Origin of the sequence: Pseudoxanthomonas mexicana (assembly GCF_001556105.1) — a bacterium.
GTDB classification, from domain to species: Bacteria; Pseudomonadota; Gammaproteobacteria; order Xanthomonadales; family Xanthomonadaceae; genus Pseudoxanthomonas_A; species Pseudoxanthomonas_A mexicana_A.
This window is the reverse complement of sequence record NZ_LSIF01000057.1, coordinates 1-19,413: the sequence shown is the minus strand read 5'-3', so window position 1 is coordinate 19,413 and position 19,413 is coordinate 1. Positions and strand designations below refer to the sequence as shown.

The 19,413-nt window shown below is 67.9% G+C and carries 23 protein-coding genes and 1 pseudogene; all 24 read right to left on the bottom strand.

What is annotated here, in order from left to right:
- Positions 1-49 precede the first annotated feature (49 nt).
- Positions 50-241, bottom strand: a complete 192-nt coding sequence (locus AX730_RS19155) for a TetR/AcrR family transcriptional regulator (RefSeq protein WP_198147128.1) — start codon at positions 239-241, stop codon at positions 50-52.
- Between the two features lie 212 nt (positions 242-453).
- Entirely contained in the window at positions 454-1,245 is a 792-nt protein-coding gene (fliR, locus tag AX730_RS09760; protein ID WP_062355474.1) for a flagellar biosynthetic protein FliR, read from the bottom strand.
- 18 nt (positions 1,246-1,263) lie between these two features.
- Entirely contained in the window at positions 1,264-1,533 is a 270-nt protein-coding gene (locus AX730_RS09755) for a flagellar biosynthetic protein FliQ (protein WP_062355472.1), read from the bottom strand.
- Between the two features lie 10 nt (positions 1,534-1,543).
- A complete protein-coding gene (gene fliP / locus AX730_RS09750; RefSeq protein ID WP_062355468.1) occupies positions 1,544-2,347 on the bottom strand; it encodes a flagellar type III secretion system pore protein FliP in 804 nt (267 codons plus the stop codon).
- A gap of 1 nt (position 2,348) precedes the next feature.
- Positions 2,349-2,741, bottom strand: a complete 393-nt coding sequence (gene fliO, locus AX730_RS09745; protein ID WP_062355466.1) for a flagellar biosynthetic protein FliO — start codon at positions 2,739-2,741, stop codon at positions 2,349-2,351.
- A 10-nt stretch (positions 2,742-2,751) separates the two neighbouring features.
- Positions 2,752-3,099: a flagellar motor switch protein FliN gene (fliN, locus tag AX730_RS09740; RefSeq protein WP_407071485.1), complete on the bottom strand. Its 348-nt coding sequence runs from the start codon at positions 3,097-3,099 to the stop codon at positions 2,752-2,754.
- Positions 3,096-4,139, bottom strand: a complete 1,044-nt coding sequence (gene fliM / locus AX730_RS09735) for a flagellar motor switch protein FliM (RefSeq protein WP_062355464.1) — start codon at positions 4,137-4,139, stop codon at positions 3,096-3,098. The genes fliN and fliM overlap by 4 nt, the downstream gene beginning before the upstream one ends.
- Before the next feature lie 15 nt (positions 4,140-4,154).
- Positions 4,155-4,682: a flagellar basal body-associated FliL family protein gene (locus tag AX730_RS09730; protein WP_062355461.1), complete on the bottom strand. Its 528-nt coding sequence runs from the start codon at positions 4,680-4,682 to the stop codon at positions 4,155-4,157.
- Between the two features lie 223 nt (positions 4,683-4,905).
- Positions 4,906-5,295 (bottom strand): annotated as a pseudogene (locus AX730_RS19565) (flagellar hook-length control protein FliK); the annotation flags it as partial.
- 830 nt (positions 5,296-6,125) lie between these two features.
- On the bottom strand, positions 6,126-6,578 hold the full coding sequence (fliJ, locus tag AX730_RS09720) for a flagellar export protein FliJ (RefSeq protein WP_062355456.1): 453 nt from the start codon (positions 6,576-6,578) through the stop codon (positions 6,126-6,128).
- An 18-nt stretch (positions 6,579-6,596) separates the two neighbouring features.
- Entirely contained in the window at positions 6,597-7,994 is a 1,398-nt protein-coding gene (fliI, locus tag AX730_RS09715) for a flagellar protein export ATPase FliI (RefSeq protein ID WP_062355454.1), read from the bottom strand.
- Entirely contained in the window at positions 7,991-8,608 is a 618-nt protein-coding gene (locus AX730_RS09710; RefSeq protein WP_083537832.1) for a FliH/SctL family protein, read from the bottom strand. Before AX730_RS09710 ends, fliI begins: the two co-directional genes overlap by 4 nt.
- Positions 8,605-9,591, bottom strand: a complete 987-nt coding sequence (fliG, locus tag AX730_RS09705; protein WP_062355479.1) for a flagellar motor switch protein FliG — start codon at positions 9,589-9,591, stop codon at positions 8,605-8,607. Before fliG ends, AX730_RS09710 begins: the two co-directional genes overlap by 4 nt.
- 16 nt (positions 9,592-9,607) lie before the next feature.
- Positions 9,608-11,284, bottom strand: a complete 1,677-nt coding sequence (fliF, locus tag AX730_RS09700; protein WP_062355452.1) for a flagellar basal-body MS-ring/collar protein FliF — start codon at positions 11,282-11,284, stop codon at positions 9,608-9,610.
- A gap of 46 nt (positions 11,285-11,330) precedes the next feature.
- Positions 11,331-11,690, bottom strand: a complete 360-nt coding sequence (gene fliE / locus AX730_RS09695; RefSeq protein ID WP_062355451.1) for a flagellar hook-basal body complex protein FliE — start codon at positions 11,688-11,690, stop codon at positions 11,331-11,333.
- 77 nt (positions 11,691-11,767) lie between these two features.
- A complete protein-coding gene (locus tag AX730_RS09690; protein ID WP_062355448.1) occupies positions 11,768-13,231 on the bottom strand; it encodes a sigma-54 dependent transcriptional regulator in 1,464 nt (487 codons plus the stop codon).
- Positions 13,224-13,604, bottom strand: a complete 381-nt coding sequence (locus AX730_RS09685) for a response regulator (protein WP_062355446.1) — start codon at positions 13,602-13,604, stop codon at positions 13,224-13,226. Before AX730_RS09685 ends, AX730_RS09690 begins: the two co-directional genes overlap by 8 nt.
- Before the next feature lie 15 nt (positions 13,605-13,619).
- Positions 13,620-15,044, bottom strand: coding sequence for an RNA polymerase factor sigma-54 (gene rpoN / locus AX730_RS09680; protein ID WP_062355443.1), 1,425 nt, complete (start codon positions 15,042-15,044; stop codon positions 13,620-13,622).
- A 238-nt stretch (positions 15,045-15,282) separates the two neighbouring features.
- Positions 15,283-15,915 carry a response regulator gene (locus AX730_RS09675; RefSeq protein ID WP_062355440.1) on the bottom strand — a complete coding sequence of 211 codons (633 nt, stop codon included), beginning with the start codon at positions 15,913-15,915 and terminating at the stop codon, positions 15,283-15,285.
- Between the two features lie 215 nt (positions 15,916-16,130).
- Positions 16,131-16,718 carry a PilZ domain-containing protein gene (locus tag AX730_RS09670; RefSeq protein ID WP_062355438.1) on the bottom strand — a complete coding sequence of 196 codons (588 nt, stop codon included), beginning with the start codon at positions 16,716-16,718 and terminating at the stop codon, positions 16,131-16,133.
- Between the two features lie 3 nt (positions 16,719-16,721).
- Positions 16,722-17,027, bottom strand: coding sequence for a hypothetical protein (locus tag AX730_RS09665; protein ID WP_062355435.1), 306 nt, complete (start codon positions 17,025-17,027; stop codon positions 16,722-16,724).
- Entirely contained in the window at positions 17,024-17,440 is a 417-nt protein-coding gene (fliS, locus tag AX730_RS09660; RefSeq protein ID WP_062355432.1) for a flagellar export chaperone FliS, read from the bottom strand. Before fliS ends, AX730_RS09665 begins: the two co-directional genes overlap by 4 nt.
- 49 nt (positions 17,441-17,489) lie before the next feature.
- Complete coding sequence (gene fliD / locus AX730_RS09655; RefSeq protein ID WP_062355429.1) at positions 17,490-18,854, bottom strand: flagellar filament capping protein FliD; 1,365 nt, start codon at positions 18,852-18,854, stop codon at positions 17,490-17,492.
- Positions 18,855-19,200: 346 nt separating this feature from the next.
- Positions 19,201-19,413 (bottom strand): flagellin (locus tag AX730_RS09650; protein ID WP_269746992.1); only part of this gene is annotated, 213 nt, incomplete at its 5' end.

Genomic DNA, 19,413 nt, shown 5'->3' with positions numbered 1-19,413 from the left:
GGCAATGGCCGCATAGCTCCACTTCTGGTGTCCGCTAAAAGCGGGGGGATTACCCGATGATGTCGGCCTTGGTTTCGAAGTGCAGGATCACGCCGCGGGCGCTGAGTCCGGTTTCCTCGCCCAGGTCCATCAGCGTGGTCTGGTCGAACCCCTTGGTGAAGAACAGCCTGTGCGCAGCAGCGAGCACTGCCTCCCGCGTTTCATGACTGGTGCGTCGCTTGTGGGTAGGACTGTGGCTCACAGGCAATCTCCGGTTCGCAGAGGAAGCATTCCTGCATCGGGCTGGATCCGATCCAGTCCGTGCGCTCGCGTATGTTGTTGCTCCCTGGTTCCCATTCTGCACAAATTCATGCATTTAGTGGAACACACGACGCAAATAGGATGTGAAACCTGTGCGCGATGCCCGTCAACTGTGCGTTTCGACACCGTTTCGTTGGCGTAATCAGTGTTTCGTCAGGCGGTGATTTGTCGCGCCGCATCAAACGAGACATCGAAGACCCGCTGCACCGGCGGCCCGAGTTCGCCCGCCAGCAGGGCCAGCAGGAACAGCCCCAGCAGCAATGCGGTAGGCAGGCCGAGCTGGATGGGATTCAGTGCCGGCGCGGCGCGGCCCAGCACGCCGAAGGCGAGGTTCACGGCCAGCATCGCCACCATCACCGGCAGCGCCAAACCGATCGCTGCACGCAGGATGTGGGTGAACAGCATGGGCGCGACTTCGAGCATCTGCTGCACATCCGGCAATGCCGTGCCGATCGGCAACGAGCGGTAGCTGTCGACCAGCAGTGAGACCAGTGCAAGGTGGCCATTGGCGGTGAAGAACAACAGGCCGAAGGCGAGGTAGAACCATTGGCCGACGACGCCGGAGTTTACGCCGCGCAGCGGATCGGACATCTGCGCGAACGCCAGGCCGGTGCCCTGCGAGATGAGTTCGCCCGCCATCGCGCCTGCCTCGAACGCCAGCCGCAGCATGAAGCCCATGCTGGCGCCGACCGCCAGTTCGCGCGCCACGTTGAGTACGGTGCTGGCATCGAAGGCGATGCGGTCGGGCGTTCCCGGGAGCAGCGGGGCCAGCGCCATCGCCAGCGCGCCGGCGATGATGACGCGTACCCGCACCGACACGGCGCGCGTGCCGATCAACGGTGCCGCCATCAGCAGCGCGCCGGTGCGCAGCATCGTCCACAGGATGGCATTGATCATGCCGAAGGCCTGCTGGCCGTCGATCACCATCTGGGTAGCGGTATCCATCGCGGTGCGCCTGCGGCGTCAGCCGATCAAGTGGGGCAAGCGCTGGAACAGCATGGTGGTGTATTCCACGAGTACGCCGAGCAGATAGCTGCCGGTGGCGAACAGCGCAGCCGTCAATGCGATGGCCTTCGCCACGAAGGCGATGGTCGGCTCATTGAGCTGCGTGGCGGCCTGGATGACACCGATGACGACACCGACGATCAGTACCACCAGCAGCAGCGGACCTCCGACCCACAGCGCTACCTCGAGGCCACCGCGCAGTTCGGTGAGGGCGGTTTCAGGACTCATGCCGGTCTCCTCAGACGCCGTTGAAGCTGGCGGCCAGCGAGCCGACGATCAGCACCCAGCCGTCCACCAGCACGAACAGCAGGATCTTGAACGGCGCGGACACCAGCATCGGCGACAGCATCATCATGCCCATCGACATCAGCACGCTGGCGACCACCAGGTCGATGATCACGAACGGGATGAAGATCAGGAAGCCGATCTCGAACGCGGTCTTCAGTTCGCTGGTGATGAACGAGGCGACCACGATCGGGAACGGCACGGCATCCGGGCTTGCGTAGCTGCCATGCCCGGCGAGGCCGGCGAAGGTCATCAGGTCGGTCTCGCGGACCTGCGCCAGCATGAAATCGCGCAGCGGACCGGTGGTCAGCGTCCACGCGGTGGAGAAGTCGATCTGGCCGTTGAGGTAGGGCGCCATGCCTTCGGCCCAGGCCTTTTCGCCGACCGGCATCATCACCAGCATGGTGAGGAACAGCGCCAGGCCCACCAGCACCTGGTTCGACGGCGTCTGGCCCGTGCCGAGCGCCTGCCGCAACAGGCCCAGCACGATGATGATGCGGGTGAACGCGGTCATCGCCAGCAGCGCCGACGGGATCAGCGTGATCGCCGTCATCAGCAGCAAGGTCTGCAACGGCAGGCTGACGGTGTTGTCGCCGACCTGGCCCACGTTGACCTTGGGCAGCGTGGGCAAGGCAGGCGCAGACGGTGCAGGTGCGGCCGCCGGTGCGGCGGCAGCTGTGGTCGCGGCCTGCGCGAACGCCACCGTTGGTGCGGCCAGCCACAGCAGGCAGATCAGGGAAAGGATGAAGCGACGCATCTCAGGGCTCTTTGCGCAGGCGCTTGGCCAGCAGTTCGGCGAAATTGGGCATCGTCGGCGCGGGCGCGACGACCAGGGGTTCGGGCAGGGTGTGCAGGGCGGTGATGCCGCCGGCGGTTACGCCGATCAGCAGCTGTTCCTTGCCCACTTCGATCACCAGTACGCGCTCCTTGGCACCGACCGACAGCATCGACACCACGCGCAGCTGTTCGCTCGGACGGATGCCGAGGCCGGCACCGGGCATGCGCTTCAGCAACCAGGCCAGGCCCAGGATCAGGCCGAGCACCAGGATCAGGCCGACCAGCGCACCGCCGATGCCGGGCGTGGACGGCGCATGCTGGCCGATCTTCTGGGCGGGCGCCGCGGCGGTGGCGAGCAGGGCGAAGGCGTGCATGGCGTCCGGCTCAGCGCAGGCGGCGGATGCGTTCGCTGGGGCTGACCACGTCGGTCAGCCGTACGCCGAAGCGGTCGTTCACCACCACCACTTCGCCATGCGCGATCAGCGTGCCGTTGACGAACACGTCCAGCGGTTCGCCGGCGCCACGCTCCAGTTCCACCACCGAGCCCTGGTTGAGCTGCAACAGGTTGCGGATCGGCATGCGCGTGCGGCCGACTTCCAGCGACAGCGTCACCGGCACGTCGAGGATGACATCCAGGCTCATGTCCACGTCGTGGCTGGCATGGGCGTCGCCGCTGGCGAGCTCGGTATGGCCGAAGGCGGTGGCGATGGCTTCTTCGTTTTCGGGAATCATGGCGTGGCGTCCTGGAAGGCGACGGGTGCAAGGGTCTGGCGGGCGATGGCGGAGGGCTGGTGGCGTCCGCCGGGAGGATGATGGGCGGTGATCTTCACCGCGTTCTGGCCGTTGGAAATGCCGAACTCGCCGGTGAATACCGGCACCTGTTCGACACACACCGGCACCGATTTCGGCACGTCGATCGGCAGGATGTCGCCGACCTTCAGGCGGGTCAGTTCGCGCAGGTTGATGCGCTTCTCCGCCAGCACGCTGGAGACGGTCACTTCCGCCGTGCGCAGCTGCTCGTGCATGGTCACGCGGAAGCTGTCGTCGTCGTGCACGCGGTCGGACTGGATGCCGGCGTCGAGCAGTTCCCGGATGGGTTCCAGCATCGAGTAGGGCAGGGTCACGTGCAGATCGCCGCCGCCGCCGTCCAGCTCCACGTGGAAGCGGCTGACGACCACGTACTCGCGCGGGCTGACGATGTTGGCGAAGTGCGGATTGACTTCGCTGGTGATGTATTCGAATTCCACCGGCATCACCGGCGCCCAGGCGTCGACCAGGTCGGAGAAGGTCTGCTTCAGCAGCAACTGGATCACGCGCATCTCGGTGGCGGTGAACTCGCGCCCCTCGATCTTGGCCGGGTAGCGGCCATCACCGCCGAAGAAGTTGTCCACCATGGTGAACACCAGCTTGGGTTCGAACACGATCAGGCCCACGCCGCGCAGCGGCTTGAACTTGACCAGATTGAGGTTGGTGGGCACGTACAGCGAATGCAGGTAGTCGCTGAACTTCACCGTCTCGATGCCGCGCACGGACAGGTCGGCGGAGCGCCGCAGCATGTTGAACAGGCCGATCCGCCACGTGCGCACGAAGCGCTCGTTGATCATTTCCAGCGTCGGCAGCCGGCCGCGCACGATGCGGTCCTGGCTGGCGAAATCGTAGGTCCGCGCCACGGTGGGATCGTGTGGCGGTTCCTCGGTTTCGATCGCGCCGGTGTCGACACCGTTGAGCAGGGCGTCGATCTCGTCTTGCGACAGCAGGTCACTGGTCATCATGGCGGCGGGGTTCCGTCACTGCATCACGAAGCTGGTGAACAGGAGCGATTCGGCGGCGGGCTTGCCGGTCTCGGCGGTGAGCAGCGACTTCACCTCGCCCAAGGCGGCGCTCTGCAGGCGTTCCTTGCCTTCGCGGGTCATCAGGCCGGCGGCATCCTGCTGGGCGAACAGCATCAGCAGGCGTGCCCGGATCGCGGGCGCGTGCAACTGGATGGCCGCCAGCGATTCGGGCTCGCGCGTCATCAGCTGCACTTCCACCTGCAGGTAGCGGGCGCCACCGGTTTCACCGACGAGGTTGACGACGAAGGGCGGCTCCAGTGCGAAGTACTGTGCCGGCGCGGGCACTTCGCCGGGCTTCTTGGCTTTGGGCGCGTCGGCCTTGTCTTCCTTGCCGCCATGGCTGGTGAAATACCAGGCGCCGCCGCCGGCAGCGCCGGCCGCAATCACGGCGACCAGCCCGATGGTCAGCATCGACTTGCCGCCCTTGGGCTTGTCGCCCTTGTCGGTCTTGGACTTGCTTGCGTTCTTGTCGGCGGCTGCCACGGCGATGGATCTCCTGAGGGGTCAGCCCAGGTGATGCAAGCGGCATGCCGTCGTGGTGCCAGAGTCCCGTCGGGGTTTTGACGGGGAGTACCCGGGACATGCCGACGTGGGAGCGACGTAAGTCGCGATATCGAAGCCGGGATGCCTGGCCGTGGAGGGCGTTCCAACGCCGACAGTGGGCTTTCGCGACTTACGTCGCTCCCACACGTGCAGGTTCGGCCGGTCAGGCGTACGCGTCGACCAGTCCGCGTGCGGTCATGCGGACGGTGCGTGGCGCGTCGGCGAAGGGTTCGCCGGTCTCGCCGTTGCCTTCGCCGCCGCTTTGCGTCCCGCCGCCCTGCGACGGGGGTGGCTGTTGCTGGCCGACATCGGCATGGGCGAGCTGGAAGCCATGCTGGCCCAGCATGTCGCGCAGGCGCGGCAGGCTGCTTTCCAGTGCCTGGCGCACCTCGGCCTGGGCGCTGGAGAAGTCGGCGTGCACGCGATCACCGTCCAGGCGCAGGCGGATCTCGACGGTGCCGAGGTCGTTGGGGGTGACCTTGATGTTGGCGTAGCCGATCTTCTGGTCGGCTATCCAGCGCACGGCTTCGCCGATGTCATCATCGAAATGGCCACCACGCAGATCGGCACTCGGTGCGTCCATCGCGTTGACGGTTTCGGTGCGCGGCAGGCCCAGCGCCTGGTTCGAGGCGCCGACGCCGGCCAGCAGGTTGCCGGTCGGCAGGGTGGCGTCGCCGTCCTCGCTGCGGAATGCCTCGATGAGGTCACGCCCCAGATTGATCGCGTCCGGCACTGCGGCGGCCACTTGCCCGGTCGCCAGGTGCGCGGCGAAGGACAGCAGGTTCTGCAGCGGGGCCTTGGTATCGGTCGTGGTGGCCGCAGCCGGCAGCGACAAGGGCGCCGTGTCTGCGCTGGCGGCCTGGTCGCCGCTGCCGGCTGTATCGACCGCCACGCTCATCGCGAGCGCGCCGGGCGGCAGGACCGGGATCGCGGCGCGACCGCCAGCCAGCAAGGCATCGGGGGGAATGGGCGTGGCTGCGGATTGGGCGCCAGCGAGCAAGGGGTTGCCGAGTGGATCGGTCGGTACGATCGCCGTGGCATCCGCGGGCAGCGTCGCCTGGAGCGGAGCCAGTTCCGTCAGGACCGGCGGCATGGCGGAAGCCAACGGCGCCTCTTCGGGTGTGTCGTCCTCGGCGGACGCCCGCGCAGCCTCATCCTGCTTGCCGGCGGCCGCCTTGTCCGGGCGTTCCCGCACGGGCTCTTTCGCTTCGCCCGTGCGTGCGTGCGTGCGCGATGCGTCCTCGCGCTTCGCGGGGCGACGGACCATGTCGTCGAATGCGGGCTTCTGCGCGGCATCCGCGCTTGCGTACGCACCGCCGCCCGGTGCGGTCGACGCGGGCGGTGCCTTGATGGCGAAGTTCAGCGCGGACGTCGCTGGTGACATCAGGCGTCCTCGTTCTCGCGGGCGGTGGCGGCCAGGCGGGCGCGACGTGCGCCGACGTCGTCCATTTCGCGCTGGTCGCGGCGGTCGACGATCAGTTTTTCCTGCACGCGGTAGCTGGCGGCCAGTTGTTCCAGCACCTGCTTGTCGCGGCTGGCCAGCAGCAGGCGGTCGCGTTCGATGTCCACGCTGGCGCGGCTGCGGTCGACGTTCTGCAACTGCTGCTTGAGCGCCTGGTCGATGCGATCGAGGAACGCGCGCCGGTTGGCCAGTTGCGCCGGACTGGTCGCGGCCATCTGGCTGTTGGCGTAGTCCTCGGCGTACTGCCGCAGTTCCTCCAGTCGCGACTCGTGCTGCACCAGCGTGTTCTGCCGCTCGGCCAGGTCGCGGGCAACGGAATCCTCGTGCTCCTGGGCGCGGCGCAGCAGCGGATCGATTCGGCGGGACTGCATCATGACGGGGGGTCCTTGGCGTTACTGCAGGCCGGTCGGCAGCGGGATGCCGACGGCGGCGTTGCGTTGGATCAGGGCTTCCAGGGCGGCGCGGCTGCTGGGCAGGTCGGCGGCATGCGCCACGTCCTGGCCCAGGAACTCGACGATTTCCGGCCAGCGTTCCAGCGCCTCGTCCACGGTCGGATCGTTGCCGCGCTGGTAGGCGCCGATCGCGATCAGGTCGCGGTTGCTGGTGTAGGCGGACAGCAGGCGCTTGAGTTTGCGGATGCGGTCGCGCCAGGTTTCGTCGGCGATCTCGGTGACCACGCGGCTAACCGACGATTCCACGTCGATCGCCGGGTACAGGCCGCTGTCGGCGACGCGGCGCGACAGCAGGATGTGGCCATCCAGGATGGCCCGCGCGGCATCGGCGATCGGATCCTGCGGATCGTCGCCTTCGGTGAGCACGGTGTAGAACGCGGTGATCGAGCCGCGTCCCTTCGCGCCGTTGCCGGCGCGTTCGACCAGCGCGGGCAGGCGCGCGAACACCGACGGCGGATAGCCGCGCGTGGTCGGTGGCTCGCCGACCGACAGGCCGATCTCGCGCTGTGCCTGGGCGAAGCGGGTCAGCGAATCCATCAGCAGCAGGACGTTCAAGCCCTGGTCGCGGAACCATTCGGCGATGGCGGTCGCGCGGTAGGCGCCCTGCAGGCGCGCCAGCGGCGGACGGTCGGCGGGGCTGGCGACGACGACGGCGCGCGCCAGGCCGGCCGGGCCCAGCGTGGTCTCGACGAAATCGCGCACTTCGCGGCCACGTTCGCCGATCAGGCCGACGACGATCACGTCGGCGGCGGTGTACTTGGTCATCATGCCGAGCAGCGTGGACTTGCCGACGCCGGAGCCGGCGAACAGGCCGACGCGCTGGCCGCGGCCGATCGGCAGCAGGGCATTGATCGCGCGCACGCCGACATCGAGCGGCTGGGTGATGGGTTCGCGCGACAACGGGTTGATCGCCATGCCGGCGAGGCTGACGGTACCTTCGGCGCGGATCGGCCCGCGGCCGTCGAGCGGCACGCCGTCGCTGTCGATCACGCGCCCCAGCAGGCCTTCGCCGACCTCCACGCCGCCACGGCGGCGAGAGGGCACCACGCGGGCATTCGGCAGCAGGCCATGCAGTTCCGCGCTGGGCATCAGGTAGGTACGTTCGCCGGAGAAGCCGACCACTTCGGCATCGACCCAGCCACCATCGACCACCTCGACCTTGCAGGTCGCGCCCATCGGCGCTTCGCAGCCGATGGCTTCCAGGGTGAGCCCGACGGCGCGTCGCAGGATGCCTTCGCGGATCAGGCCGCGGCCGCCGAGTTCGGGATTGATCTGCGACAGCCGCGCGGACAGGCGCAGGTCGCGTGCGGTCAGCCATTCCAGTGGCTGTGCGCTCATGCGCGCGCTCCGCGGTTGAGGACGGTGTCCAGCGCGCCGCGCAGGCGTGCTTCCAGCGTGCCGTCGATGCGCACGCTCTCGGCATGCACGCGCAGGTCGCCGCGGCTCAGCGAGGTGTCGGCGGTAAGCCGGGTGTGCGCGGTCATCGCCAGCACCGGGGTCAGGGCGGCGATATCGTCGGGATGCAGGCGCAGTTCGACCTCGCGTTGCGAACCGCCGACGGCATCCAGCGCGGAGGTGGCCAGTTCCTGCAGCAGGATGGGATCGCTCTGGTACGCGCGCCCGACCAGTGCGCCGGCGATGCGCACGGCGAGCTCCGACAGGGCGGCGACGACCTCGTTCTCCAGCCGGTCCAGCGGGCGCGAGAAGTTGTCGAGGATGCCTTCCATCTGGGCGGCGAGCCGACGCACGTCGGCCTGGCCTTGCGAGAAGCCTTCGTGATGGCCTTCGGCGAGACCGCGTTCCAGCCCTTCGCGGTAGGCGGCGTCCTGGATGGCCTGGATGTCCTCGATCGTCGGTGGAACGAGCGGCGGCGCGTCCTGCTCGAACGCCTTGTCGCCGACCATCACGTCGAGCGGCGCGGGCATCCAGCGCAAGGGGGCGGGGGTGCTCATACCATCTCCTCGGCGCTGGCGGTGAGCGCGATGACGCCCTGGTCAGCGAGGCGTCGCACGATCGCGAGGATTTCCTTCTGCGCGCCTTCGACATCGGACAGGCGCACGGGGCCGCGGGCTTCCATGTCTTCCAGCAGGATCTGCGCGGCGCGTTGCGACATGTTGCGGGTGATCTTTTCGCGCACCTTGGCGTCGGCACCGCGCAGCGCCAGGCCCAGGCGGTCGTTGGGGACTTCGCGCAGCAGCGCCTGCAGTTCGCGGTCGCCCAGGTCGGCCAGGTTGTCGAACACGAACATCAGGTCCTGGATGCGCGCGCCCAGGTCGGCATCGACCTGGGTGATGCTGCCCAGGATCATCTGGTCCTGGCCGGAATCCATGAAGTTGAGGATGTTCGCCGCGACCTTGATGCCGCCGATGCTCGAGGCCTTCATGTTCTGGTTGCCGGCGAACTGGCGCTCCATGATCTCGTTGAGCTCGTTCAGCGCGTTCGGCGGAATGCCGTCCAGTGTGGCGATGCGCAGCAGCACGTCGGTGCGGGTGCGCTCGGCCAGCAACTTGAGCGTGTCGGCGGCCTGGTCGCTGTCGAGATGCGCCAGCACGATGGCGATGATCTGCGGGTGTTCGTTGCGCACCAGGTCGGCGATCGCGCGCGGGTCCATCCACTTCAGCGTGTCCAGGCCGGTGGTGTTGCGGCCCAGCAGGATGCGGTCGATCAGGCTGCCGGCCTTGTCTTCGCCCAGCGCCTGCACCAGCACCTTGCGCACGTAGTCGTCGGCGCCCATGCCCAGCGACGTCTGCTTGTCCAGCGCTTCGCCGAAGTTGGACATGACCTGCATCACCTGCTCGCGGCTGATGCCGGAGATGGTGGCCATGGCGATGCCGAGCTTCTGCACCTCCTTGGCATTCATGTGCTTGAGTACCTCGGCGGCGTCTTCCTCGCCCAGCGAGAGCAGCAGCACGGCGGCGCGCTGGACGCCGGTCAGGACGGTTTCCGGTGCGTTATTCATCGCTGGACACCCAGTCCTTGACCACCTGCGCGACCTGCTTGGAGTCGGTCTTCACCGCGTCGCGCGCCTGGCGCAGGCGGTCTTCGTAGGCATCGGAGGGCAGGGCGCGCAGCGGCGGCGCATGGTCGTGCGACAGCGTGGCGACCACGCCCCTGTCGTCGTCGCCATCGTCGATGACGTTGACGTCGATGCCGTCATCGTCCTGCTGCTTGTGCCTGGCGCCGGGGTGGATGATCTGGCGCATCGCGGGGCGCAGCACGCCGAACAGCAGCGCGATGACCACCAGGGCGCCCAGGCCGTAGCGCGCGATGTCGCGCACCATCGGGTTGTGCAGCCACGGGCTTTCCCAGAACGGCACGTCCACCGGCGCCTCGGTTTCGCGCACGAACGGGGCGTTCATCACCGACACCGAATCGCCACGCGCGGTATCGAAGCCGACGGCTTCCTTCACCAGGGCTTCGATGCGGGTCAGGGTGGCGGCATCGAGCGCCGTCATGACGACCTTGCCGTTCTCGCCGGTACGCGGCACATGGTCGACCAGCACGGCGGCGGTGACGCGGCGCACGCGGCCGGCCGGCTGGCGCGTGTGCTGCAGCGTGCGGTCCATCTCGAAGTTGCGCGTCGCGCTGCTGGAGGTTTCCACCGGCGCGGCGGGGTTCGGCGCGGCCGCGGCGGCGTTCGGGCCGGGCGGCGTGTTGCTGGTGGCGCCGGGCACGCCCTCGGGACCGGTGCCGGCGCTGGTGGTGTTCGCACTGACCTGCTCGCTGCGGATCTTGGCCGGGTCGTTGGCGAAGGTTTCGCGCGCTTCCTCGGTGACGGAGAAGTCCATGTCGACGGCGACTTCGGCGTTGACGCGGCCGGGACCGGTCAGTGGTTCCAGCAGTTCGCGGATGCGGTCGTTGAACGAGGTTTCCAGCTTGCGCACGCGCTCGAACTGCGCGGCGTTGAGCGCGGCCTCGCTGTTCGGGTCGCTGATGGTCAGCATGCGGCCGCTCTGGTCGACCACGGTGACGCGTTCGGGGGCCAGGTCGGGGATCGACGACGACACCAGGTGCACGATGGCATCCACCTGGTTGCGTTCCAGCATCGCGCCGGAGCGCAGGTCGAGCACGACCGAGGCGCTGGCGACTTCGCGCTGGCGGGTGAAGGCGCTGGGCTTGGGAATGGCCAGGTGCACGCGCGCATCGCGGACCGGGCGCAGCGTGGTGATGGTGCGGACCAGTTCGGTTTCCAGCGCGTGCTGGTAGCGCGCGTTCTCGACGAACTGGCTGACGCCGAAGCCGGGGTCGCGCTCCATCATCTCGAAGCCGAGGCGGCCGCTTTCCGCCAGGCCGGCGCCGGCCAGTTTCAGGCGGGCATCGTGCAGGTTTTCTTCCGGCACGGAGATCGCGCCCGAGGCCTGGTCCAGCTGGAACGGGATCTGCGCGGCGCGCAGCATGTCGGTGGCTTCGGCGGTCGCCTTCGCGTCCAGGCCGGTGTAGAGCGGGGTGTAGGCCGGCTTCTGCGACCAGAAGAACACCATCATGCCGACCGCAACGGCGCCGGCGATCAGCAGCAGCGTGCCCATCTGCTTGAACACGCGCGCGTCCTGCATCTTGGTCAGCGCCGCGCCGGCCTTGTCGGCGGTCAGCGATTCCTTCAGGGCTTCCTTGGACAGCGTGAGGGCCATGGCGACGGGTCGGTTCTGGGAAAGTGGAGGGAAGTAACGGTGCCGCTTACAGCGGCATGTTCATGACGTCCTGGTAGGCCTGCACCAGGCGGTTGCGCACTTCCACGGTGGCGCGGAAGGCGACCTGCGACTGCTGTCCGGCCACCATCACCCGCGCCAGGTCCGCGCGCGGATCCCCCAGTTCGAAGGCCCGTGCCAGTGCACCGGAGGTCTTCTGGGCGTTGTTCACGCCTTCCAGCGCGTTCTGCAGCGTGTCGCCGAAGCTCGGCGCCTTGACGCCCGGCTGCTCCAGTCCTACCCGGTTCGGGGTGAAGGCACCCGCGTTCGGCATCGGCTCGAGCGCGCGGGTACCGACCTGGTGCTGGTAGCTGCGGATCTGCGAGAGGATGGAAGTGACGTCGGACATGGGCGGGTGCTTCGGTCGTCGGAGTGTCTTGCGTGATCAGTTGCAAGACCCGTGCCGGAAACCGCGCCCGTGGCCAGTCAGTTTTCCGTCGCCAGCGCGACTTCCTCGCGCTCGATGCCGTACTTGCGCAGCTTTTCCACCAGTGTGGTGCGGCGCAGGCCCAGCAGTTGCGCGGCATGGGCGACCACGCCGCCGGCGCGGTCCAGCGCATCGCGGATCAGGTTCAGCTCGATCTGGGCGATGTGCTCACGCAGGTCGATGCCGGCTTCCGGCAGGCGATCGGCTGGCGTCACCGCGGCCGCCACGATGGCGCTCGGCAGTGGTGACGCGACGGCCGGCGTGCTGGCGACCGGTGCCGGCGCGTCGACCACCGTCGCTTCCACGCCTTCCGGCTGGTAGCGCTTCGGCAGGTCGGCCACGCGGACCAGGCCGCCCGGATGCAGCACGGCGAGGCGCTCGACCAGGTTGGTCAGTTCGCGCACGTTGCCCGGCCAGGCGTACGAACGCAGTGCCTGCAGGGTGTCGCTGGCGAAACGCACTTCGCCGCGGCCGGTGCGGGACAGCTGCGCCGCGATGGTCATCACCAGGTCGGGCAGGTCGTCGGCGCGCTCGCGCAGCGCCGGCATTTCGATCGGGAACACATTGAGGCGGTAGAACAGGTCTTCGCGGAAGTGGCCATCGGCGATGCGCGCTTCCAGGTTGCGGTGGGTGGCGGCGATCACGCGCACGTTGCAGCGGATGGTCTGGTTGCCGCCGACGCGCTCGAAGCTGCGCTCCTGCAGCACGCGCAGCAGCTTGACCTGCATCGGCAGGCTCATGTCGCCGATCTCGTCCAGCAGCAGGGTGCCGCCCTCGGCCATTTCGAAACGGCCCTTGCGCGCCGTCAGTGCGCCGGTGAAGGCGCCCTTCTCGTGGCCGAACAGTTCGCTCTCCAGCAGGTCCGGCGGGATCGCGCCGCAGTTGATGGCGACGAACGGGCCGTCGCGGCGCGGCGACTGGTCGTGGATGGCGCGCGAGACGACTTCCTTGCCGGTACCGGATTCGCCCAGCACCAGCACGGTGGTGTCGAAGCTGGCGACCTGTTCGATCATGCGGCGCAGGCGGACGACGGCCGGGCTGTTGCCGGTCGGGCCACTGGTGGTGACTTGCTGCGCCTGGTGTTCGGTGTCGAGCCGCTTCAGGCTGGCGCGGCGCAGGCACGCTTCCAGCTGCGCGTGGCGGATCGGGCTTTCCAGCGCCCACACGCCGGCTTCGTGCAGGCCATGCCTGGTGGCGAACGTCGCGGTGTCGCCTTCCAGCAACAGCACCGGCGGCGGCAGCTGGGCCTTGCCCAGCCAGGCGAAGAACGCATCGGCGGCCTTCTGGTCGTCGAGCGAGCCGACCACCACCGCCAGCCAGTCGTGCGGGCGCTGGCGGCGGACATCCACGTCACCGGCGCTGGCGCACCAGCGGGGTGTCAGGTCCATGAATTCGAGCAGTCCGGCCAGGCGTTCGGCACGCGGGGCGTCGGCGTCGATGACGAGGATGCGGGATTCACTCATGGCGGCGGTCTTTGAATTTTTCGAGGATGGGCAAGACTTCCTGGATGTAGGAAAGCTTGCTGACGAAGTCGTCGGCGCCGGCGCGCATCGCGTGTTCGCGGTGTTCGGCGTCGTCGAAGTGGCTGGCGATCACGATGAAGGGCGGTGCGTCCTGGGTCTTGATCAGGCGGGTGGCCTGCAGGCCGCCCATCTCCGGCATGGCCAGGTCCATCAGCACCACGTCCGGACGCAGGGTCTCGGAACGCTCGATGGCTTCCAGGCCATTGCTGGCACGGCCCACGATGTCCAGCCAGTCCACCTTGCGCAGGTGGCGCAGGGCGGCATTGATGAAACCTTCGTGGTCGTCCACCAGCAGTACGGTGATCTTGCTCATTGCGGTCGTGCTCCGTTATCCGGCTTTGGCCAAGACGGATACGGTAGCGCGTCGGCGTTCACGGGCGGGAGCGATATCGAGCTGTTCCCGGTACTTCGCCACGGTCCGGCGGGCGATATGGATGCCCTGGCGGGCCAGCAGGCCGGCGATGGCCTCGTCGGCCAGCGGCTTGCCGGCCGGTTCGGAGTCGATCAGGCGGCGCACCATGGCGCGCACGGCCGGGCCGGACACATTGGCGCCTTCCAGCCGTACGGCGAAGAAATGCTTCAGTTCGAAGGTGCCGCGCGGGGTCTGCATGTACTTGCCGGTGGTGATGCGCGAGATGGTGGACTCGTGCATGCCGATGGCGTCGGCGACTTCCTTCAGCGTCAGCGGGGCCATCGCTTCGTCGCCGTGGGCGAGGAAACCGGCCTGGCGTTCGACGATGGCGCGCGCGGTGCGCAGCAGGGTGTCGTAGCGGATGGACAGGCCGCGGGTCAGCCAGCGCGCTTCCTGCAGCAGTTCGCGCAGCTTGCCGGCGCCTTCGGACGGCCCGGCCTGGTCGAGGGCACGCTCCTGCATGGCATTGACGCGGATACGCGGGGTGGTGGCCGGGTTCAGCGCCACGCGCCAGGCGCAGTCGGCGTGCCAGGCGACCACGTCGGGGACGATGTAGCCGGTCGCGGCCGGGGCCAGCGAGGCCCCCGGGCGGGCATCCAGCGACAGCACCAGGCGGACGCCTTCCATCACCTGGTCGGCCTCGAGGTCCAGCAGGCGGGCGAGGGCGTCGTATTCGTGGGCGGCCAGCAGCGCCATGCCGTCGGCGATGATGCGGCGGGCGACATGGCGGCCCGGCACGCGGCCCTGCAGGCAATCCAGCTGCACCAGCAGGCATTCGCGCACGTCGGCGGCCGCCAGGCCCGGGAATTCGCCGCGCAGCAGGCGCTCGCGCAGGGCGAGCGCGGCGTCGGTGGTCAGGTCGAAGCGGGCCGAGGCCAGCAGCGCCAGGGTGTCGGGCGCCTGTTCCAGGTAGCCGGCGTCGTTGGTGTGTTCCAGCCAGAAGGCGACCACGTCGAGCGCGCGGTCGTCCAGTTCCAGGGCCAGGCGGTCCAGCACGCGCACGTGCGGATCGCTGGACTCGCCCGCTTCGACGCGCTGCATGCGGTCGTCGTCGCCGTCCTGCCAGCCGGCACCGGGGACATCCCACAGGCTCGACTCCGGAAGTTCATCGAACGCGGCGGTTTCCAGCGTGGCGACGTCCTGCGCCGGCAGTACGTCGATCTCGGCGCTCTGATCGGCGTCGTGGGCTTCCTCGACTTCCAGCAGCGGATTCAGGTCCAGCGCGCGGCGCACTTCCATTTCCAGCTGCAGGCCATCCAGTTGCAGCAGCCGGATCGACTGCAGCAACTGCGGCGTCAGGTGGAGTTGCTGCCCGAGCTGGGTGGAAAGTCCCGTCTTCATTCCCGTGATCCCCGATTCGATGGCGTGCCGAGGTCGGCTTCACATCGTGTTGACACTTTGCGGGGCGGGTGACGGAAAAAAAATCAGGGCGTTTCTGGTCCTGCTGCGGGCACGCCCCACGCGCCGTCAGGGTTTCCCCTACGACGTCGGTGCAATGGCGGGAATGGGTGCCCGGCGGGGCGCTGCAATCACGGAAATCCGTCACGGACAGGGCGTCGCCCCGGTGCTACTGCAAGGCTCAGGCCAGTTCGTTCTGGTGGCGTGCGGCGAGCAGCAGCAGATCGTTGGCGCGGCGGCAGCCCAGCGACTCCATCATGCGTGCACGATGCGTTTCCACCGTCTTGACGCTGATGCCGAGCTGCGCGGCGATTTCCTTGCTGCTCATGCCACTGCCCAGTTGGCGCAGGATTTCGCGCTGGCGCGGCGACAATGCGGCGATGCCGGTGGGACGCTGCGGATTGAGCAGCGGCGCCAGCATTTTCGAGGAGACCTGCGGGCTCAGGAACACCTGGCCACTGGCGGCGGCGCGCAGGGCCAGCTCCAGTTCCATCGGCGCGGCTTCCTTCACCACGAAGCCCGCGCAGCCGCGATCGAGTGCCACGCGCACCTGGGTGGGGTCGTTGTGCATCGACATCATCACCACGCGCGTCTGCGGCAGCGAATCGCGCAGCAGCGGCAACAGATCCAGGCCGCTGCGGTCGGGCAGCGACAGATCGAGCAGGATCAGGTCGGGACGATGGATCGCGGCCATGTCCAGTGCCTGCTGCGCATTGCAGGCTTCGGCCACGACATCGACATCGGGCAGCGCCTGCAGCAGGCGTCCGATGCCGGCGCGGACCAGGGTGTGGTCGTCGACGATGAGTACACGCACGGGATAAACCGATTCTTGTAGCGGTAACGAGTCGACTCACGATAGCCGCGCGCGGCGATATCGCCAATTCACAAACGCGACGGTGATGTGAAACCCCGACATGGATCACAGTTGATGGCGGGTTCGCCCGCTGAAAACCACGAAATACGCAAGATGCACGTGTGATGTCCGCTCGAGACATGTGGTGGATGCGGGGGTCTCTGCGCGAAACACGTTTACGTGCGGGTGGTGTGTTGCATCTGACGCGCTTCAGCGACCTGGCGTCGATGCAGGCGGAACAGGTGGCGATCCATCGCTTCTGCAAGACCGGCATTCAGGCCTTCGAACTGCAACCACAGATGGTGCAGGCCCTGCGAGCCCTGCACATGGTCCAGGACGGTCGCGGGCAACTCGATCTGGTCGCTCAGCCAAGTCGCGGGCTGGAGCGTCACGATGCCGGACGTACCCGCTGCAATCGCCGTCGCCGACACCGCATCAAGCCGCAGCCCGCGATGCGACCAGCGCAATGCGGTGACGGGCAGGGCATCTTCGTGCCGACGGGCCAGACGACCCAACAGCGACAGCACCAGGTCGAGCTTCGCTTCGATGCGCTGCTGCGACGGGGTGGCTTCCTTGCGCTCCTCCGGATCGTCGCCGCGTACGTCTTCGGCGATGGCCAGGCCTTTCAACAGGGCTTCCGAGGGCGCCTGCATCACCGCGCGCTGTCCGGGGTCGAAACGCGCCGGCAGCACCACGTCGCAGGTGAGCGCACCATCGAACAGGGCGTGCTCGGCCGGATGCTCCACCAGGACGATCGTGCTCATGGGTTACCCCTCGACGACGGACAGGTAGGCGCGTGCAGCGCGGTCCGCGCGCTGGGTGGCATGCATGCGGACGCGGGCCTGTTCCCGTGCGTCCTGCATGGTCCGCTGGAGCTCAAGCTGGACGCGCAGCAGCAGCGCCAGTGCATCGTAGCCGGCGGCCTTGCCGCCCTCCGCGTGCAGGAAGGCACGCACGTCATGGTCGTGGCGATTCAGCAGGCGCTCCACGTCTTCCAACTCACCGGCATGCAGCGCATCGCGCATGCCGTCCAGCTGGGCGAACAGGTCGTCGAGGGCCGGCGCCGTGCTCATTGCGCCACGGCCATCGCCGGAACCTGGCGTTGCTCGCTGGGAATGGCATTCCACGCCGATTCGATCTCGCCGAGCAGCTCCAGCGATTCGCGCAGGGCGGCGGGGTCGTTGTGCAGGTTGGCCTCGATCAGCCGCGTCTGCATGTAGTCGTACAGCGCCGACAGGCTGCTGGCGATCTCGCCGCCGGCCTCGTGGTCGAGCGAGCCGTTGAGGTGGCCGATGATGGCGCTGACTTCGCCGATCGCCTTGCCCTTGCGTGCCAGGTCGCCGCGCACCACGCAGGCTTCCGCCAGGCGCAGGCGCTCGCAGGCGCCGGACAGCAGCAGGGCGACCAGGCGGTGCGGATCCGCTTCCATCACGGCGCTGCTGAGGCCGGTGTTGCGGTACTGCGCGGCATAGGACTGAAGTGACATTCCATTTTCTCCTGGGGGCCGGTGCGGAGTGCGCCACGGACCCACCGTGTTATCCGGACTGGTTGGCGAGTGCGGCCAGTTGCTGGGACAGGTAACTGCTGGTGGTGCTCATCTGGCCGACCAAGGCATCCATCGCGACGAACTGCGCCTTGTAGCGGTTGCCGACGGCATCCATGCGGGCATCGAGCGCCGTGCGCTGGGTGGCCACATCCTTGATCTGCGCGTTCAGTCCGTTGGTGCGCAGGGTGAACGCGCCCTCGCTGCCGACATAGCTGCTGACGGCCTTCTGCAGCCTGCCGGCAAACGCCGTGTCGCCGGTGAGCGCGGTGCGGATCTTCTCCGGATCCGCGTTCAACGCCGTCGTGAACTTGCTGCTGTCGAACACCAGCGTGCCGTCCGAGGTCGGATAGCCCTTTGTCTGCAGGCCGAGTGTCTTGGCGTCCAGACCCTGTGCGGCCAGCCCCCCGAGCAGGTCGCCCATCAGGTTGCGCAACTGGCCTGACGCGCTGCGCATCTGCGCGTCGCCGGTGAGGGCGGAAGGCTCGTTATTCTCGGCGTTGTACTTGGTGCTGGCATTGATCGAGGTGATGGCGGCGTTGTACGCCGTCACGAAGTCCTGGATCAGCTTGCTGGCGGCGCCGGTGTCGGTGGACACGGTGACCGTGCTGGTGCCCTTGGTCTTCAGGTCCAGGGTCAGGCCAGGCACGGCTTCGGTGATCTTGTTGGTAGTGGCGGTGACCGTCAGCCCGTCGATGACGACCTTGGCGTCGGCGGCCGGCACGCGCTCCTGCAGGCTGCTGGCGAGCGATTGCAGGTCGCTGCCGCCGGAGGCGAAGGCGAGGGTGATGCCGTTGGCGGCACCCGTCTTGTCCGACGACAGCGACAGGTACTGGCCGTCGTTGGAGGTCAGCACGCTGGCCTGCACGCCCTTGCTGCGCGCGACGTCGTTGATGGCACTGCGCACATCCTGCAGCGTCGCGCCCTCGGCGATGTCGATGGCGAGCGATTCGCCACCGACGGTCAGCGTCAATTGACCGGCACCGAAGGCCTGGGTGGTGGCCACCGGTGTGTTGGTGATCCATTTGTTGGCGGTGGCCAGATCGACCACCTCCACGTTGTAGATGCCGTTGGGGGTGCCATTGGAGACGCTGGCGCCGGCGACGGTGTCGGTGCCGGACTTGACCGTGCGCACGTCGAAGGCGGTAGGCGCCTTCAGCGCCTTGAGTGCCGTATCCAGCGTGCTGAAGGCAGAGCTGACCGTGCCAATGGCCGACAGTTTGAACTTGGCCTGGCTCTCGATGCGGTTCAGGCGGTTGTCGGCGGGCTTGCGATCGGCCGCGACCAGCTGCTCGACCATGCCGGTGATGTTCATCCCGGAACCGACGCCGCCGTAACCCAATGAATAATCTGCCATCGCCTTGTCTCCTGTCTGGCCCTTTCCGCAAAAAAGGGAGGCCGGGCGGGCCGCCATCCCATCAGGAAGGGGACCCGCCCATGCAGTACCAATAACGGCTCGGGTGAGCCGTTCTTTAGCCGCATTTCTCCGTCTCCCACCGCCGCCGTGGGTCCGGCGTGCTGGTAAGAAATGCAGGCGCAAGAGGGCATGCAGGGTTTGTGCCAGCGCCCGCGGCCGTGATCCGGCGGCGAGGCAAAAAATACCCCCGCCGTTGCCGGCAGGGGCTGGGGTACTGCCAAACGGAGGGAGACGAATCCGTCCGTGACGACAGGGAACTTGGCGAGGACGGAGCGGCATGCCGCGCTTAGCGGAGCAGCGACATCACGTTCTGCGGCACCTGGTTGGCCTGGGCCAGCATGGCCGTACCGGCCTGCTGCAGGATCTGGGTGCGGGTCAGTTCGGCGGTTTCCTTGGCGAAGTCGGTATCGCGGATGCGGCTGCGCGAGGCGGCCAGGTTCTCCGAGCTGGTCTGCAGGTTGGCGACCACCGAGGTGAAGCGGTTCTGCACCGCACCCAG

Excerpts from the sequence above, each read along its gene's own strand:
- fliR (WP_062355474.1), bottom strand. The coding sequence starts at position 1,245 with ATGGATACCGCTACCCAGATGGTGATCGACGGCCAGCAGGCCTTCGGC.
- AX730_RS09755 (WP_062355472.1), bottom strand. The coding sequence starts at position 1,533 with ATGAGTCCTGAAACCGCCCTCACCGAACTGCGCGGTGGCCTCGAGGTA.
- fliP (WP_062355468.1), bottom strand. The coding sequence starts at position 2,347 with ATGCGTCGCTTCATCCTTTCCCTGATCTGCCTGCTGTGGCTGGCCGCA.
- fliO (WP_062355466.1), bottom strand. The coding sequence starts at position 2,741 with ATGCACGCCTTCGCCCTGCTCGCCACCGCCGCGGCGCCCGCCCAGAAG.
- fliN (WP_407071485.1), bottom strand. The coding sequence starts at position 3,099 with ATGATTCCCGAAAACGAAGAAGCCATCGCCACCGCCTTCGGCCATACC.
- fliM (WP_062355464.1), bottom strand. The coding sequence starts at position 4,139 with ATGATGACCAGTGACCTGCTGTCGCAAGACGAGATCGACGCCCTGCTC.
- fliJ (WP_062355456.1), bottom strand. The coding sequence starts at position 6,578 with ATGATGCAGTCCCGCCGAATCGATCCGCTGCTGCGCCGCGCCCAGGAG.
- fliI (WP_062355454.1), bottom strand. The coding sequence starts at position 7,994 with ATGAGCGCACAGCCACTGGAATGGCTGACCGCACGCGACCTGCGCCTG.
- AX730_RS09710 (WP_083537832.1), bottom strand. The coding sequence starts at position 8,608 with ATGAGCACCCCCGCCCCCTTGCGCTGGATGCCCGCGCCGCTCGACGTG.
- fliF (WP_062355452.1), bottom strand. The coding sequence starts at position 11,284 with ATGGCCCTCACGCTGTCCAAGGAAGCCCTGAAGGAATCGCTGACCGCC.
- fliE (WP_062355451.1), bottom strand. The coding sequence starts at position 11,690 with ATGTCCGACGTCACTTCCATCCTCTCGCAGATCCGCAGCTACCAGCAC.
- AX730_RS09690 (WP_062355448.1), bottom strand. The coding sequence starts at position 13,231 with ATGAGTGAATCCCGCATCCTCGTCATCGACGCCGACGCCCCGCGTGCC.
- AX730_RS09685 (WP_062355446.1), bottom strand. The coding sequence starts at position 13,604 with ATGAGCAAGATCACCGTACTGCTGGTGGACGACCACGAAGGTTTCATC.
- rpoN (WP_062355443.1), bottom strand. The coding sequence starts at position 15,044 with ATGAAGACGGGACTTTCCACCCAGCTCGGGCAGCAACTCCACCTGACG.
- AX730_RS09670 (WP_062355438.1), bottom strand. The coding sequence starts at position 16,718 with ATGAGCACGATCGTCCTGGTGGAGCATCCGGCCGAGCACGCCCTGTTC.
- AX730_RS09665 (WP_062355435.1), bottom strand. The coding sequence starts at position 17,027 with ATGAGCACGGCGCCGGCCCTCGACGACCTGTTCGCCCAGCTGGACGGC.
- fliS (WP_062355432.1), bottom strand. The coding sequence starts at position 17,440 with ATGTCACTTCAGTCCTATGCCGCGCAGTACCGCAACACCGGCCTCAGC.
- fliD (WP_062355429.1), bottom strand. The coding sequence starts at position 18,854 with ATGGCAGATTATTCATTGGGTTACGGCGGCGTCGGTTCCGGGATGAAC.